This is a genomic window from Bradyrhizobium sp. SRL28, assembly GCF_018596315.1.
In the GTDB taxonomy this organism is placed as follows: Bacteria; Pseudomonadota; Alphaproteobacteria; order Rhizobiales; family Xanthobacteraceae; genus Bradyrhizobium.
Genome location: NZ_JAHEAG010000026.1, coordinates 44996 through 59959, shown reverse-complemented (window position 1 = coordinate 59959; position 14964 = coordinate 44996). Strand labels below are relative to the sequence as shown.

The following is a 14964-nucleotide window of genomic DNA, read 5'->3' as shown; positions in this document are numbered from 1 at the left end:
GCAAGCGCAGGGCTGGCTCGGCGAATGTTGTCGCGCCCACCTGAGAGGTATCAGAACCCGAACAGAACAGGTGATTTCCGCCTTTGATTCATCGGCGGACCACTTCTTGCCCTAGACCCGGCCAAGGTCCGCCGAGGCAAGGCGAAGATCGTTACGATGGCAGCGCTGCAGCGGGTGTATGTGTGCACGCCCTTGCTGCTCAAAACGTCGGCGGCGTGCAGGCGGAGATCACTTCGCACGGCTTGCCGCCGACGCATCGAAAGCGATGCGGGCGGCGGCTTTCGAAATAATAGGCGTCGCCGGGATCGAGAATGCGGCGCTCGTCGTCGACGGTGACCTCGAGCCGCCCCGAGACCACGATGCCGCCTTCCTCGCCGTCATGGGTCAGCGGCACCCGGCCGGTGTCGCTGCCCGGCTCATAACGTTCTTTCAGGATTTGCAAGCTCCGGCCGAACAAATTGTCGCCGACCTGGCGGAAGGAGATCGGCTTCTTGCCGATCTCGGTCAGTTCGTCGGCGCGATAGAACGCCTTGCGCGGCCGCTCCGGCTCGATCGCGAAGAACTCGGCGAGCCCCATCGGCAGGCCGTCGAGGATGCGCTTGAGCGCGCCGACGGAGGGGTTCATCTGGTTCGATTCGATCAGCGAGATCGTCGAATTGGTCACGCCGGAGCGCTTGGCGAGCTCACGCTGCGACAGCTTGTGCCGGGCGCGAACGAAGCGGAGTCGCCCACCGATATCGACGCTCATCGGAAATCCCTGTTGCAAGTGTTTCGGATCGAACAAATATGCCCCGACGTGGCTAGCAAAATCAATGGGTTGCGGGAGCGAAGAAAAGGACTTGTTGTGGCTTCCCGAGCGTGGCCCGGTGGTAGCTTGAGCTGCCAGCACAGGAGCTACCCGTGACCCTTCATCAGAAGCCGAACACCCTGCAAACCGATTCGTTCTGGATGCCGTTCACGGCCAACCGGCAGTTCAAGAAGGCGCCGCGGCTGTTCGCCTCCGCCGAGGGCATGCACTACACCACCGTCGACGGCCGCAAGGTGATCGACGGCTCGGCCGGCCTCTGGTGCGTCAATGCCGGCCACGGCCGCCGCCAGATCGCCACCGCCGTCGAACGGCAGCTGATGAACCTCGACTTCGCGCCCTCGTTCAACATGGGCCATCCGCTGGCATTCGATTTCGCCGAGCGGCTCGCCGAGATCGCGCCCAAAGGTCTTGATCGCATCTTCTTCACCAACTCCGGCTCCGAGTCGGTCGATACCGCGCTGAAGATCGCGCTGGCCTACCAGCGCGCCATTGGACAGGGGACGCGGACACGCCTGATCGGCCGCGAGCGCGGCTATCACGGCGTTGGTTTCGGCGGCATGTCGGTCGGCGGCATGGTGGCCAACCGCCGCGCCTTTGCGACCCATCTGCCTGGCGTCGACCACATCCGTCACACCCATGATCTCACCCGTAATGCCTTCGCAAAAGATCAGCCGGACCATGGCGCCGAACTCGCCGACGATCTCGAGCGGATGGTGGCGCTGCATGGCGCCGATACCATCGCTGCCGTCATCGTCGAGCCGGTGCCGGGTTCGACCGCGGTGCTGCCGCCGCCGAAGGGCTACCTGAAGCGCCTGCGCGAAATCGCGGACAAGCATGGCATCCTGCTGATCTTCGACGAGGTGATCACCGGCTTCGGTCGCCTCGGCGCGCCGTTCGCGGCGGATTATTTCGGCGTCACGCCTGATATGATGACCACGGCCAAGGGCATCACCAACGGCACCGTTCCCTGCGGCGCGGTGTTCGCCAGCCGCAAGGTCCATGACGCGCTGATGAACGGCCCCGAAGGTACGATCGAGCTGTTCCACGGCTACACCTATTCGGCGCATCCGACCGCTTGCGCGGCGGGCCTTGCGACGCTCGACATCTACAAGGACGAGGGGCTTTTGACGCGCGGCGCGTCAATGGCCGAATACTGGCGCGATGGGCTGCATTCGCTCAAAGGCCTGCCGAACGTCGTCGACATCCGCAATTGCGGCCTGATGGGCGCGGTCGAAGTCGCGCCGCGCAAGGACGGCGTCGGCACGCGTGGCTATGACGTCATGGTCGACTGCTTCAATCGCGGGCTTTACCTGCGCATGAGCGGCGACTCCTTTGCGTTGTCGCCGCCCCTGATCGTCGAGAAGAGCCATATCGACGACATCGTCTCGATCCTGGGCGACGCGATCAAGCGCGTGGCCTGATCCTTGCTCGCAAGGAAAGACAGAAGCCGCGGCGACGTTGCCGCGGCAGATCTGTGAGGAATTGTGAAAGTCATCGTTCTCGGCAGTGGCGTCATCGGCGTCACGACAGCCTATTATCTGGCGTGCGCCGGCCATGAGGTTACGGTCGTCGACCGTCAGGCCGCGCCCGCGCAAGAAACCAGCTTCGCCAATGCCGGCGAGGTGTCGCCCGGCTATTCCTCGCCCTGGGCCGGCCCCGGCGTGCCGGTCAAGGCCATCAAGTGGCTGTTGATGCGTCACGGCCCGCTCGTGATCTGGCCCAAGCTCGATCCCGTGATGTGGATCTGGGGGCTGAAGCTGCTGCGCAACTGCACAGCAGAGCGCTACGCCATCAACAAGAGCCGGATGATCCCGATCGCCGAATACAGCCGCGACTGCCTGCGCGCGCTGCGCACCGAGACCGGCATCAAATATGACGAGCGCAGCCAAGGCACGTTGCAGCTGTTCCGCAAGCAGAAGCAGCTCGACGGCACCGGCGACGATATCGCGGTGCTCAAGCAATATGGCGTTCCCTATGAAGTGCTCGATCCTGCCGGCTGCATCGCCGCGGAGCCTGGGCTCGCCACATCAAAGGTCAAGTTCGTCGGCGGGCTTCGGCTGCCGCAGGACGAGACCGGCGATTGCCACATGTTTACGCAGGCGCTCGCGGCTGAGGCCGCGCGTCTCGGCGTGCAGTTCAAGTTCAATACGACGATCGAGCGTCTGGTTGCGGAAGGCGGGAAGATCACGGGCGTCGTCACCAGCGCCGGGCTGTTGCAGGCGGACGCCTATGTTGCGGCGCTTGGGAGCTGGTCGCCACGCTTGCTGAAGCCGATCGGGATTCCTGTTCCGGTCTATCCGGTGAAGGGCTATTCGATCACGGTGCCGGTCATCGATCCCGACGGCGCGCCTGTTTCCACCGTGATGGACGAAAGCTACAAGGTCGCGATCACGCGGCTCGGCGACCGCATCCGCGTCGGCGGCACCGCGGAAATCTCGGGCTATTCTGATAGGCTCGATGCGGCGCGGCGCGCGACGCTAGATCATTCGCTGACCGACATGTTTCCGCGCGGCGGCGACCTCAGCAAGGCCACGTTCTGGAGCGGCCTGCGCCCGATGACGCCGGACGGCCCGCCGGTGATCGGTGCGACGCGCTACAGCAATCTTCATCTCAACACCGGCCACGGCACGCTCGGCTGGACCATGGCGTGCGGCTCGGGCAGGGTGATGGCGGATCTGATATCGGGGCGGAAGCCGGATATCGACGTGAGTGAGCTCACGGTGAGCCGGTACGATCATCGGTTCGGGTGAGAGCGCACAACGCTCGCCGCCGTCATTGCCTGCGACAAACGCGAAGCGTTTGCGCAAGGGAGCGAAGCGACGAAGCAATCCATCTATCCGCAAGCGACAGCATGGCTTGCTTTGCTTCGCTTCGCTCGCAATGACGATGAGGCGGCCCCTCTCCCCGAGCCTCCAAGAGCGAGATTCACTCGTCTCGACACCGTGAACGAGATCGGATTGTTACGGAGACGACGTCGTCCATATCCGCTACTTCCGCTCCGACGACCAGGGAAAATTCACATACTGATCGCGGCTGTCGTAGCAGATGTTGCCGTACATTTTCAGATAGGCTGCGCGTCGCGCCGGATCTGCGTAGACGCGTCCGGGATTGGCAAGGTCGGCCTCGTATTGTGCAATGTTGGCCGCCGTCAGCGGACTCGGCAGAATATCCATCGCCTGTGGGATGCTCTTGCCCTCGAGCCAGTCAGCTGCATGCTGGCCCATGGCGTAGCCAAAAACCGGTGAGGCCAGGCTGATGCTGATCCTGTAGGGTGAGTTGCCTTTCTTGATTTCCGACACCGCCTCCGGCTCGCCGTCGATGCCGCCCAGAAACTGGTTCGCGCGCGTCTTGCCGGCAGCCCGCAACGCGGCCAGCGCGCCGAGCACCACATTATCCGCGCCGAGCACCACGTCCACATCCGGATTCGCGAGCAGGATGGTCCGCATCATCGCAAAGCCGCCGTCCTTGCTGACGGGATTGGGCGAGATGTCGGCAACGATGCTGGCGCCCGGGATGTCACGCAGCGAATCGCGCAGCGCGACGAAACGCGGCGCGAGGAACTCCAGACTGTCCTGGGTCAACAGCACGACCTTGGCCTTGCCGCCGAGTGTTCCCTTGATGTAGGCGCTCGCCGCGTCTCCCAAGGCCTTTCCAGTGAGATATTGCGGAGCATTCAAGAGCGAGGTCGCGGGCGGCGCGACAACGGTGCCGACGTAGCCGCCGGACCAAATGACCTCCTGCAGGCGCGGACCAAGCGACACCGAATCGACCGCTGATGCAACGACCCCGCCAGCCTTGGCTGCGACGAGCGATCGTACCTGCTCGGACTGCCTGGCAGCGTCACTGTCGGCGACAAGCAGACGATATTGCAGGCCGCGATCCTTTGCGGCGGCCGCCAGCCCTTGATCGACGCCCTGCATGAATTCGCGCCTTGTGTCCTGCGAGAAAGCCAGCATCTTTTCGAGGCCTGGTGGCGGACGGCAGGCGGGGGCGGCGGAATCGAACGGCGGCAGGGTCTTGGGCATGGTGATGCCGGGTGACCCACTCTGCGCTGCCGATGGTGTGGCTGCTGCGATCAAGCCCAGTGCGAAAACCGCCACGCCCGGCCACAGGATCTGCGGCCGCATCGCTGTGTTACCTGGTAACATTGTCGTCCCCACGGCCTCAACTCCTGAGATGGCCGTTGGACTTCTGTTAGCAGGCTTTCGTTTCAGGCGGCAACATTCTTGGTTGCACTTAGAGCCCGCGGCATCCTCAGGCGAAAGCTGGTGCCGCGGCCAAGTTCGGATGTCAGGCTGATGTCGCCTCCGAGGTTGTGCAGGACGGCAAGGACATAGGCGAGGCCAATGCCGTCGCCCGGCTGGTCCTGGGTGCCCGAGCGCTTGAACAGATCGAACACGCGCGCCTGATCGCGCTCCGCGATGCCGCGGCCGTTGTCGACGATCTCGATTTCGATATGGTCGTCGTCAATCGCGCGCGTCCGTACCTTGATGCGCAACGGGCGATCCTTTGCGTGATACTTGACGGCGTTGTCGAGCAGGTTGCCGATGATTATCTCGATCGAGAAACGATCGCTCTGGATCGTGGCTACATCCATATCGATGTCGATTTTTCCGTCGGCTTCGGACAGTTGATGCTGGATCGCGCCCGCAGCGCCGGTAACGATCTCTTTCAGATCGATCGACTCGACTTTCAACGGCCGCCGTCCTTCACGAGCGAGCTTCAGAACTGTGCCGATCAGCCGCTCCATCTTCTCCGTCGAGGAGCGAATATATCCGATCGCTTCGGGCAGCAGTTCGGTGGCGGCAGCACGCGCTTCCTGCAACACGGGATCGTCGGCTCCGTTGCCGGCATCGGAACGCTCGACGAGCAGGCGAAGGCTCCCCAGGCTGTCCTGCAGTTCGCCGGTGAAGCCGACGATGCTGACCAGCGGTGCGCGAAGGTCGTGCGAGATGATCTGGACAAAGCGCTGGATCTCGGCGTTCGCGTGCGCCAGATCGGCCGTGCGGGCTTCGACGCGCTGCTCCAGGCCGGCATTCAACACGCTCACTTCCGTCCGCGCCCGGCGAAGCTCGCGCGTGTAACGCACGACGGTGACTGCGGCGATACCGATCACGATGACGATCACAATACCACTGATGATCGAGAACAGCCGAAGCAGCGTCGCGTTCGCCCTCTGCTCGGCAACGCTGTCGGTCAAGCGTTCGTCCGCGGCGCTGATGATGCCGGCGAAGAATATATTGGCTTCGTCCATCAACGTCTTGCCGCGATTGGTCCGGACCAGCGCGAGCGCATCCGCATCTCGATATTCGCGTTTCAAGGCGATGGCCTGATCCATCTCGGCGAATTTCTCGTTGACGATCGTCGTGAGGCGCTGGAGCGACGCGTTGACGCCGTCATCGGAAGCCAGCATGCGGTTGACCGCAGCCAACTGCCGCTCAGCCAAGGCCTTGGCCGGGCCGTAGGATGCAAGATAGATCTCGTTGCCGGTCAACGAAAACCCGCGCTGGCTGGATTCGGCTGTTTGCACGGCGTTACGCAGATCGACGGCAGCGCTGCGCGCGTCGCGCGCAGCGATGACTTCGTTGAAATAAACCTGGGCGCGCTCACCAAGCCAGGACGTCATGCCGACAATGCCGAGGAGCGCCAGAAATCCAACCAGCAACAGGGCGGTCGTGGATTGAACAAAGAAACGACTGGAAATGGGCATGTCTTACGACTGCCTGAAATTCAAAGACCGCGCCAGCAGATTCACGCCGGTCTCGCCGCCCATCGCAGTTCCGGGGACGGGTGGGATGGTGTCCGCTTCAACCTTGCTCGGGAGGATCGAAGGCGCGGATGTCAGGCAGCGCTCCCTGGTACTTCTCGCACTCGACCACCGTCACCTGGCCGCAGCAGCCTTGCGCGAGCCGCGATGTGCCGATGTCGCGGGTGAGGACGTTCGGATTGCCATGGACGCAGAGCGGATGTTCCGCCGCGCCGGCTTGCGGATCGTACCAGGCGCCGGTGGACAATTGCACCACGCCGGGCATGACGTCCTCCGTAACGGCGGCGGCGGCCAGACACGCGCCCCGATCATTGAACAGCCGGACGATGTCGCCATTGGCGATGCCGCGGCGCGCCGCATCAACGGGATTGAGACGGACCGCTTCCCTGCCGGCAATTTTCCTGGACTGGCTGTAGGCGCCGAAATCGAGCTGGCTGTGCAGCCGGGTCGCCGGCTGGTTGGCGATCAGCGTTAAAGGGTGGCGCGAATCTGGCGGTTCGGTCGAGGGCAGCCATGCCGGGTGGGGCGGGCAATCGTCGTAGCCGAAGCCTGCGATGGTTTTCGAATGGATCTCGATCTTGCCGCTTGGCGTCGGCAGTTTGTTGTTGAGGGGATCGTTGCGGAAGGCGCGCAGAAAGCCGCCGTCATCGGGGGCTGACGGCAGCGCGAGTTCGCCGCGCTGCCAGAATTCGTCGAAGTCCGGCGCATCCCAGCCGGCATCGGCAAGCGCGCGCCGCGTCGGCTCGTAAAGATGGGCCAGCCATTGCCTGCTGTCGCGTCCTTCCGTGAAGGCCTGTTCGACGCCCATTCGCTGCGACAGCGCGGCAAAAATATCGAAATCGTCGCGCGCTTCGCCGACCGGGTCCAGCGCCTTACGCATCGCGATCAGTCTCGGATCGGTGCCGGCGGCGCCGATGTCGTCGCGCTCCAGCGTCATGGTCGCCGGCAGCACGATGTCGGCAAACTTCGCCATCGGCGTCCAGGCGCTCTCGTGCACGACGATGGTTTGCGGGACATTGAAGGCGCGCCGCAGCCGGTTGATGTCCTGGTGATGATGGAAAGGATTGCCGCCCGCCCAATAGACCAGCTTGATATCGGGATAACGCATCGAGCGGCCGTTGTATTCGAACTTCTCGCCCGGATGCAGCAGCATGTCGGCGACACGCGCGACCGGAATGAAGTCGGCGGTCCCATTCTTGCCTTGCGACAGCGTCGGAATCGGAACGGCATTGAGCCGGCGGCCGGTGTGGCCGAGCGCACCGAGCGCGTAATTATATCCGCCGCCGGGCAGGCCGATCTGGCCAAGCATCGCCGCGAGCACCGCGCCCATCCACACCGGCTGCTCGCCATACTGCGCCCGCTGCAGGGAATGCGAAACGGTGATCAAGGTGCGCCCGCGCGGCAGAAGGCGGGCAAGGTCGACGATCGTGCCGGCCGGGATGCCGGTGATATCGGCCGCCCATGCCGCGTCCTTTGGCGTGTTGTCGTCACGGCCAAGCAGGTAGCGTTCGAAGATTTCGAAGCCGGTGCAGTAGCGCGCGACAAAGGCGCTGTCCCAGAGCTTCTCGACGAGGAGCGTGTGAGCAAGCGCCAGCATCAGCGCGACGTCGGTGCCGACCCGGATCGGCAGCCACCGGGCGCCGGCCGCTTCCGGCATGTCGTCGCGCAAAGGCGCGATGTTGTAGAAGACGGCGCCGCGGCGCGCGGCCTTCTCCATCGCGTCGCGCTCGATATGCCGGCTGATACCGCCGCTTGCGACATCCGAGTTCTTCAGCGCCATGCCGCCGAAGGCCAGCACCGTATCGGTATGCTCGGCGATCTGATCCCACGTCACGTTGTGGCGCGAGACGGCCTCATAGCCGCCCATCACATGCGGCAGGATCACAGCCGAGGCGCCGGCGCTGTAGCTGTTCACGGAGCGCACATAGCCGCCGAACGCTGTGTTCAGGAAGCGATGAACCTGGCTCTGCGCGTGGTGGAAGCGTCCGGCGCTGGACCAGCCATAGGAGCCGCCGAAAACCGCGGCAGCGCCATATTCGTTTCGTATCAGCGACAATTCGTTTGCGAGCAGGTCGAGCACTTCGTCCCAGGGGCACGCGACGAATTTCTGGTCGAAGGTGCGCTCGCTGCGTGCGCCCCGGTCCAGCCACGCCTTGCGCACCATCGGCCGCAGGATGCGCGCCTTGTGGCGCATCGCCGTGGTGAAGTTCTGCAAGATCGAGGAGGGCGCTGGATCCTCCGCGTAAGGCTTGATATCCAGCGTCGCGCCGTTCCATCGGGCCGAGAACGCGCCCCAATGCGCGCTGTGCGGGCTCCAATCCTCCCGGGCCAGATCCATTTCTTGTCTTAGACCGTCATTCATGACACCGCCGTCACGCAATTCACCCACAGCACCACCGCTTTCGCATCTTCCGCGGGATTTGAGAAGCGATGTGGGCGGCGGCTGGCGAAGCGAAAACTGTCGCCGGTCTTGAGCGACCAGGTCTCCGCGTCCACCGTCAGCGTCATCTCGCCTTCCAGCACCAATCCGGCTTCCTCGCCGTCATGCGTGTAGAGCTCATCGCCGGTGTTGCCGCCGGGCTCCAGGTGCACGAGAAACAGATTGAGGCGGTTCTCCGTTCCCGCCGGGCTCAGCAATTGTTTGGAAATGCCGGTGCGCCACAGTTTCAGTTCGGCGCGCTGCAACTGGCGCGTCACCACGCCGCCGGAAGCCGCGTCATCGCCCGGCCGGGAACCGAACAGCGCGGCGATGCCGACGCCGAGCACGTCCGCCAGCGTCGCCAGCACGCGAAGCGACGGCGACGACAGCCCGCGCTCAATCTGACTGAGGAAGCCGATTGACAGATCGGTGCGCGCTGCAATCGTCTCCAGCGACAGTTTGTGTTCGCGGCGCAGGTCGCGAATGCGGCGGCCGACCGCGAGGTCCATCGCGGGCTCGGCCGGCCTCGTAGCGGGCTTCGCCTTCGGCCTGCGCGCCGCCTTTCCCGCGGCCTTCGCTTTGGCTTTGGGCGCCGGCCTTTTAATTCTCCTGCCACCGCTCACGTCAGCCTGCTTCCTTCATGTGCATGAAAATCGCTTGCAATGCCGTGGCAAGTGTGACCACAATTTCATAATGGTGAAAATAGGCCGGAACGGCGTTTCCCGCAACTCTTTGGTCTAACGCGGGCGGCGGTGTTCGATCCAGGAGGTGGTGCCATGGCTCTCAAACGTCTCGTCCAGGCTGCGATGGCGGCCGTTGTTGTCGCTGCTGGTGCGATGCCGGCATCCGCGCAGCAGGTGCTGAAAGTGGGTTCGACGCCGACCGGCGTGCCCTTCACCTTCCTCGACACCAAGACCAACAGCATCCAGGGCATCATGGTCGATCTCATCACCGAGATCGGCAAGGATGCCGGCTTCAAGGTTCAGATCGAGCCGATGCAATTCTCGACGCTGATCGCCTCGCTCACCTCGAACAAGATCGACATCATCTCGGCGGCGATGTTCGTGACGCCGGTGCGGAAGGAAGTGATCGATTTCTCCGAACCTTTCTACAGCTATGGCGAGGGGCTGCTGGTGCCGAAAAGCGACAGCAAGACCTACACCAAGCAGGACGATCTGAAAGGCGAGGTGGTCGGTGCACAGGTTGGTACCGCCTTCGTCGACGCGCTGAAGAAATCCGGGCTGTTCAGCGAGGTGAAGGCTTACGACACCATCCCCGACATTCTGCGCGACGTGAACGCCGGGCGTCTCAAGGCCGGCTTCGCCGATTATCCGATCCTCGCCTATAACCTCAAGCAGGGCGGCTTCTCAGAGGCGCGCATCGTCGAGAGCTACAAGCCGACCACCGTGGGTTCGGTCGGCATCGGCGTGCGCAAGGGCGATACTGAACTGCTCGCCAAGATCAACACGTCGCTGGCGAAGCTGAAGGCAAACGGGACCGTCGAAAAGATTCTCGATAAATGGGGCCTGAAGGCGCAGGGTTCCTGATGCAGGCCTTCTGGCGCGATACGGTCGAGTTCCTGCCGATCCTGATGAGTGGCGTGGCGCTGACGATCATCGTCACCATCGGTTCGCTCTTGCTGTCGACCGCGCTCGGCCTGATCTGGGCCTTGATGCGGGTATCCGGCATCGGCGTTCTCACGGGATTCAGCGCCGGGCTGATCAACGTGATCCGCGGCATCCCGATCATCGTGCTGTTGTTCTATCTCTACTTCGTGATGCCGGAATTCGGCGTCACGCTGAGCGCGCTGCAGGCGGCGATCCTCGGTCTCGGCATCGCCTATTCGGCCTATCAGGCCGAGAATTTCCGCGCCGGCATCGAGGCCATCGATAAAGGGCAGATCGAAGCGGCGCAGGCGATCGGCATGAGCTGGTGGCAGACCATGCGCCGCGTGGTGCTGCCGCAGGCGGTGAAAATCGTGCTGCCGCCCTACGGCAACGTCATGATCATGATGCTGAAGGATTCGTCGCAGGCCTCGACCATCACGGTCGCCGAGCTGGCGCTGCAGGGCAAGCTGATCGCGTCTTCGACCTTCAAGAACACCAGCGTGTTTACGCTTGTTGCGCTGATGTATCTCACCATGAGCATCCCGCTCATCCTTCTGGTCCGCCACTTCGAAAAGCGGGCGGGCCAGAAATGATCGAGCTTTCCAACGTCCATAAGAGTTTTGGCAAGGTCGAGGTGCTCAAGGGCATCACGGCGTCCGTCGAGAAGGGCGAGGTGGTCTGCATCATCGGTCCCTCCGGTTCGGGCAAATCCACTATCCTGCGCTGCATCAACGGGCTGGAAAGCTACGATAGCGGCGATATCAGCGTCGAGGGGGCGCGCGTCGATCGCAACGCGCCTTCGATCGTTTCGATCCGCACCCAGGTCTCGATGGTGTTCCAGCGCTTCAATTTGTTTCCGCATCGCACCGCGCTGGAAAACGTCATCGAAGGCCCGGTCTATGTGAAAAAAGAGCCGCATGCCGAGGCACTGGAGCGAGGCCGCGCGCTGCTGGCGCGGGTGGGGCTGGCCGAGAAGGCCGATGTCCGTCCGCCGCAATTGTCGGGCGGCCAGCAGCAGCGCGTTGCGATTGCGCGGGCGCTGGCGATGCAGCCGAAGGCGATCCTGTTCGACGAGCCGACCTCGGCGCTCGATCCGGAACTGGTCGGCGATGTGCTTTCCGTCATGCGCAAGCTCGCCGATGACGGCATGACCATGGTCGTCGTTACCCATGAAATGGCATTTGCGAAGGACGTCGCCGACCGCGTGCTGTTCATCGACGGCGGCGTGATCGTCGAGCAGGGGCCGGCGAAGTCAGTTCTCAATCAGCCGCAGCATGCGCGCACGCAGGACTTCTTGCGGCGCGTGCTGCATCCGCTCTAAATTTCGGTCGTCGTCCATGAACTCGCCTGTCTCGCTGCCGCTGCCGCCAAGCCTCTATGCCGATACGGCGGTGGCGCCGACGCCCACGCCGCCGCTCGATGCGGACAAAAAAGTTTCGGTCGCGATCATCGGCGGCGGTTTTACGGGACTGTCCACCGGGCTGCATCTGGCAGAGCAGGGTGTCGACGTGACCGTGCTGGAGGCGCAACAGCCGGGCTGGGGCGCATCGGGCAACAATGGCGGCCAGGTCAATCCCGGTCTCAAGCATGATCCTGATCAGATCGAGGCGGATTTCGGCACCGAGCTCGGCGGCCGGATGATCGCGTTTTCCTACGGCACCACGAACTACACATTCGACCTGATCCGCCGCTACCAGATCCCCTGCGAGGCGCGGCAGAACGGCACGCTGCGCGCGGCATATAACGAAGCAAGCGCGGCGGCGATCGAAAACACCGCCAAGCAATGTATCCGCCGCGGCATGCCGGTGACGCTGCTGAATCGCGAGCAGATGCGGGAGATGACCGGCACCGACCGCTATCTCTGCGCCATGCTGGACAATCGCGGCGGCGACCTGCATCCGCTGAGCTATGCGCGCGGCCTGGCGCGCGCCGCGATCGCGGCCGGCGCGGCCGTCCATGGCGAGACGCCCGCATTTTCTCTATCTCGTGAAGGTGCTGGCTGGTGCATCGAAACGCCGCGTGGAATCGTGCGCGCCGAAAAAGTGTTGCTGGCGACCAATGGCTTCACCGATGCTTTGTGGCCGGGTCTGCGCCGCACCATCGTGCCGGTGTTCTCGTCAATCGCCGCCACCGCGCCCTTGTCCGAGGAAGTCGCGCGCGCGATCATGCCGACGCGTTCCGTTCTGTACGAGAGCGGCCACATCACGGTCTATTACCGCATCGATGCGCATAATCGCCTGTTGATGGGCGGCCGCGGGCCGATGCGCTGGATCAGCAAGCCGTCAGACGTCGCCTATCTCATGCGTTACGCGGAACGGCTATGGCCGGGTGTGAAAGGCGCGACCTGGACGCACGGCTGGAACAGCCGGCTCGCGATCACGCCGGATCACTATCCTCATGTGCATGAGCCGGCGGAAAATCTTCTGATCTCGCTCGGCTGCAACGGCCGCGGCGTCGCGCTGTCGACGGCGATGGGCGGGCAGCTCGCGCGCCGTCTCGTCGGCGGCAAGAACGCCGAGATCGACATGCCCGTTACCGGCATCAAGCCGATGCCACTGCACGCGTTCTGGCCGATCGGCGTCACCGCCGCGGTGCTGGCAGGAAGGGTGAGGGACCGGTTGGGGATGTAGTCACCCCTCCGCCACTGCCTCGCTCCACGGCTGGAACACCTCGGTCGCGCCGCTGTTGGTGTCGCCGTCGCGCAGCACGACGCTGGGGCAGGCGAACTTCATCGGCAGGGTCTGGATGCGCGCTTCTTCATAATCGAAACGCGCGCCCAACGCTTCGCGCGCGGCCTGCGGCAGGCGCACATCGCCGATGACGACGGCGCCTTCGCTGGCGTCGATGCGGGGCTGGTGAATCACCGCATCGAGGTCCATGCCGTAATCCATCACAAAGGACAGAAGCTGGCTCACCGCCGGCAGGATGCGCCGGCCGCCGGAAGCACCGATTGCAGCGCGGCGGCCATCGCTTGCCTGTGCCAGAACCGGCGTGTAGTTGGTCAGGCAGCGCTTGCCGGGCGCCAGCGAGTTCGGCGTGCCCGGCGTCGGATCGAACCACATGATGCCGTTGTTCATGGTGATGCCGGTCTGGCCTGAGACGAACTTGGAGCCGAAGGTCGACAGCAGCGTCTGCGTCACCGCGGCCATGTTGCCGTCGCGATCGACCGCCGAGAAATGCGTGGTGCAGGCCGGCGCCAGCGCTTCCGCGCCGAGCGAACGCCTGCCGTCTTCATCGCCCATGTCCTTCAGCCGCTCGCGATAGGCTCCCTGCAGCGCCGCGGCATAGGCGACATAGGCTGCCGCATCCGGTCCGCCGCGCGCTGGCTTGAGATCGTGCTGCAGCAGGCCGAGCGTGCGCGAAAGCGTCGGCCCGGCGGTCAGTTCCGGCGTCGCGAACACCTTGCCGCTGCGATAGGGAATGGCCAGCGGCTCGCGCAGATGCGCTCGGAACGGCTTGAGGTCGTCGACCGACAGTGCGCCGCCGGCGGCCTGGATGTCGGCGGCGAGGCTCTTCGCAAGGTCGCCCTCGTAGAAGTCGCGCGGGCCGGCGTTGGCGAGCTGCGCCATCGTGGCCTTGAGCCGGTCCTGCGGCATGCGGACCTCCGACTTGATGCCCCATTGCGGATTGGGCGGCAGGCCGTCCTGCAGATAGGCGGCGGCGCTCGCGGGGTAACGCCGCAGGTCCGCAGCCACACTCGAAATCATCAGAGTGGTCCACCAGTCGACCGCAAGACCTGCACCGGCGAGTTTGACGCTCGGCGCCAGCAATTCCTTCCACGGCAGCCTGGCGTGGCGGCGATGCGCTTCCTCCATGCCCGCGACCACGCCGGGCACGGCGATCGAGCCGGGGCCATGGAGATTGCGGTCGTCCTTGACGCGCGGCCAGGGAAAAATATCCGATGCCGCGCCGCCGCCCGTCAGCGGATAATCCGCAGGGTTGAGGCTTGCCGGCGCGCGCATGCCGTAGTCGATCACTTCATAGCGGTCCTCGCGCGCCCGGTAGAGCACCATCGCGCCGCCGCCGCCGAGCCCGCTCATCCAGGGCTCCAGCACGCCCAGCGCAAACGTGGTCGCGATCACGGCGTCGACGCAGTCGCCGCCCGCGGCCAGCACCTCGGCGCCGACTTGCGCCGCCCTGCCGGATTGCGCGGCGACGATACCGCCTTTGGAGGTGACCGCGGGTTTGCGGATCGCTTGCGTGTTGGAGAACTGGTCGCGCATCGGATGACCTTAAATATTGGCTGGAAGTTTGTGGTGGGGCGTGGTCGGGGTGAGCTTCATTACACCCTAAAAATCCTGGGCGAGCCATGACAGAATAACATGCAAGGGGACCACATTCGTTCGTCGTCAAGGTTGGCGCC

12 protein-coding genes are annotated in these 14964 nt (G+C 64.1%); 6 read left to right on the top strand and 6 right to left on the bottom strand.

The genetic code is table 11. The features are described 5' to 3' along the window. Nucleotides 1–199: 199 nt before the first annotated feature. Nucleotides 200–748, bottom strand: a complete 549-nt coding sequence (locus tag KIP88_RS33040; protein ID WP_214492342.1) for a cupin domain-containing protein — start codon at nucleotides 746–748, stop codon at nucleotides 200–202. A gap of 152 nt (nucleotides 749–900) precedes the next feature. Here KIP88_RS33040 and KIP88_RS33035 point away from each other — a divergent pair, with 152 nt between their 5' ends. Both KIP88_RS33035 and KIP88_RS33030 read left to right on the top strand, forming a co-directional pair. Beyond that, nucleotides 901–2229 (top strand): aspartate aminotransferase family protein, encoded by a 1329-nt coding sequence (locus KIP88_RS33035; RefSeq protein ID WP_214492341.1) that lies wholly within the window; start codon nucleotides 901–903, stop codon nucleotides 2227–2229. Nucleotides 2230–2292: 63 nt separating this feature from the next. Continuing rightward, complete coding sequence (locus KIP88_RS33030) at nucleotides 2293–3558, top strand: D-amino acid dehydrogenase (RefSeq protein WP_214492340.1); 1266 nt, start codon at nucleotides 2293–2295, stop codon at nucleotides 3556–3558. A gap of 237 nt (nucleotides 3559–3795) precedes the next feature. Here KIP88_RS33030 and KIP88_RS33025 read toward each other — a convergent pair whose 3' ends face one another. From KIP88_RS33025 to KIP88_RS33010, 4 genes are all read right to left on the bottom strand, one after another. Beyond that, a complete protein-coding gene (locus tag KIP88_RS33025; RefSeq protein ID WP_249791180.1) occupies nucleotides 3796–4956 on the bottom strand; it encodes a sugar ABC transporter substrate-binding protein in 1161 nt (386 codons plus the stop codon). A 62-nt stretch (nucleotides 4957–5018) separates the two neighbouring features. Beyond that, entirely contained in the window at nucleotides 5019–6518 is a 1500-nt protein-coding gene (locus KIP88_RS33020) for a CHASE3 domain-containing protein (protein ID WP_214492339.1), read from the bottom strand. A 97-nt stretch (nucleotides 6519–6615) separates the two neighbouring features. Next, entirely contained in the window at nucleotides 6616–8913 is a 2298-nt protein-coding gene (locus KIP88_RS33015; protein ID WP_249791179.1) for a molybdopterin guanine dinucleotide-containing S/N-oxide reductase, read from the bottom strand. A gap of 20 nt (nucleotides 8914–8933) precedes the next feature. Continuing rightward, the gene (locus KIP88_RS33010) at nucleotides 8934–9617 is read right to left on the bottom strand and encodes a cupin domain-containing protein (RefSeq protein WP_214492337.1); all 684 of its coding nucleotides are present in this window, start codon (nucleotides 9615–9617) and stop codon (nucleotides 8934–8936) included. 153 nt (nucleotides 9618–9770) lie between these two features. On the opposite strand from KIP88_RS33010, the gene KIP88_RS33005 reads away from it, so the two are divergent. Genes KIP88_RS33005 through KIP88_RS32990 form a run of 4 tightly spaced genes read left to right on the top strand, consistent with a single transcriptional unit; the run spans nucleotide 9771 to nucleotide 13231 of the window. Further along, nucleotides 9771–10541 carry an ABC transporter substrate-binding protein gene (locus KIP88_RS33005; RefSeq protein ID WP_214492336.1) on the top strand — a complete coding sequence of 257 codons (771 nt, stop codon included), beginning with the start codon at nucleotides 9771–9773 and terminating at the stop codon, nucleotides 10539–10541. Then, the gene (locus KIP88_RS33000; RefSeq protein WP_214492335.1) at nucleotides 10541–11194 is read left to right on the top strand and encodes an amino acid ABC transporter permease; all 654 of its coding nucleotides are present in this window, start codon (nucleotides 10541–10543) and stop codon (nucleotides 11192–11194) included. The genes KIP88_RS33005 and KIP88_RS33000 overlap by 1 nt, the downstream gene beginning before the upstream one ends. Beyond that, on the top strand, nucleotides 11191–11922 hold the full coding sequence (locus KIP88_RS32995) for an amino acid ABC transporter ATP-binding protein (RefSeq protein WP_214492334.1): 732 nt from the start codon (nucleotides 11191–11193) through the stop codon (nucleotides 11920–11922). The genes KIP88_RS33000 and KIP88_RS32995 overlap by 4 nt, the downstream gene beginning before the upstream one ends. Before the next feature lie 16 nt (nucleotides 11923–11938). Then, complete coding sequence (locus tag KIP88_RS32990) at nucleotides 11939–13231, top strand: FAD-binding oxidoreductase (RefSeq protein WP_214492333.1); 1293 nt, start codon at nucleotides 11939–11941, stop codon at nucleotides 13229–13231. Here the strand turns inward: KIP88_RS32990 and KIP88_RS32985 are convergent, their stop codons facing one another. Beyond that, complete coding sequence (locus KIP88_RS32985; RefSeq protein WP_214492332.1) at nucleotides 13232–14824, bottom strand: gamma-glutamyltransferase; 1593 nt, start codon at nucleotides 14822–14824, stop codon at nucleotides 13232–13234. It lies immediately after the preceding gene. Between the last annotated feature and the right edge of the window lie 140 nt (nucleotides 14825–14964).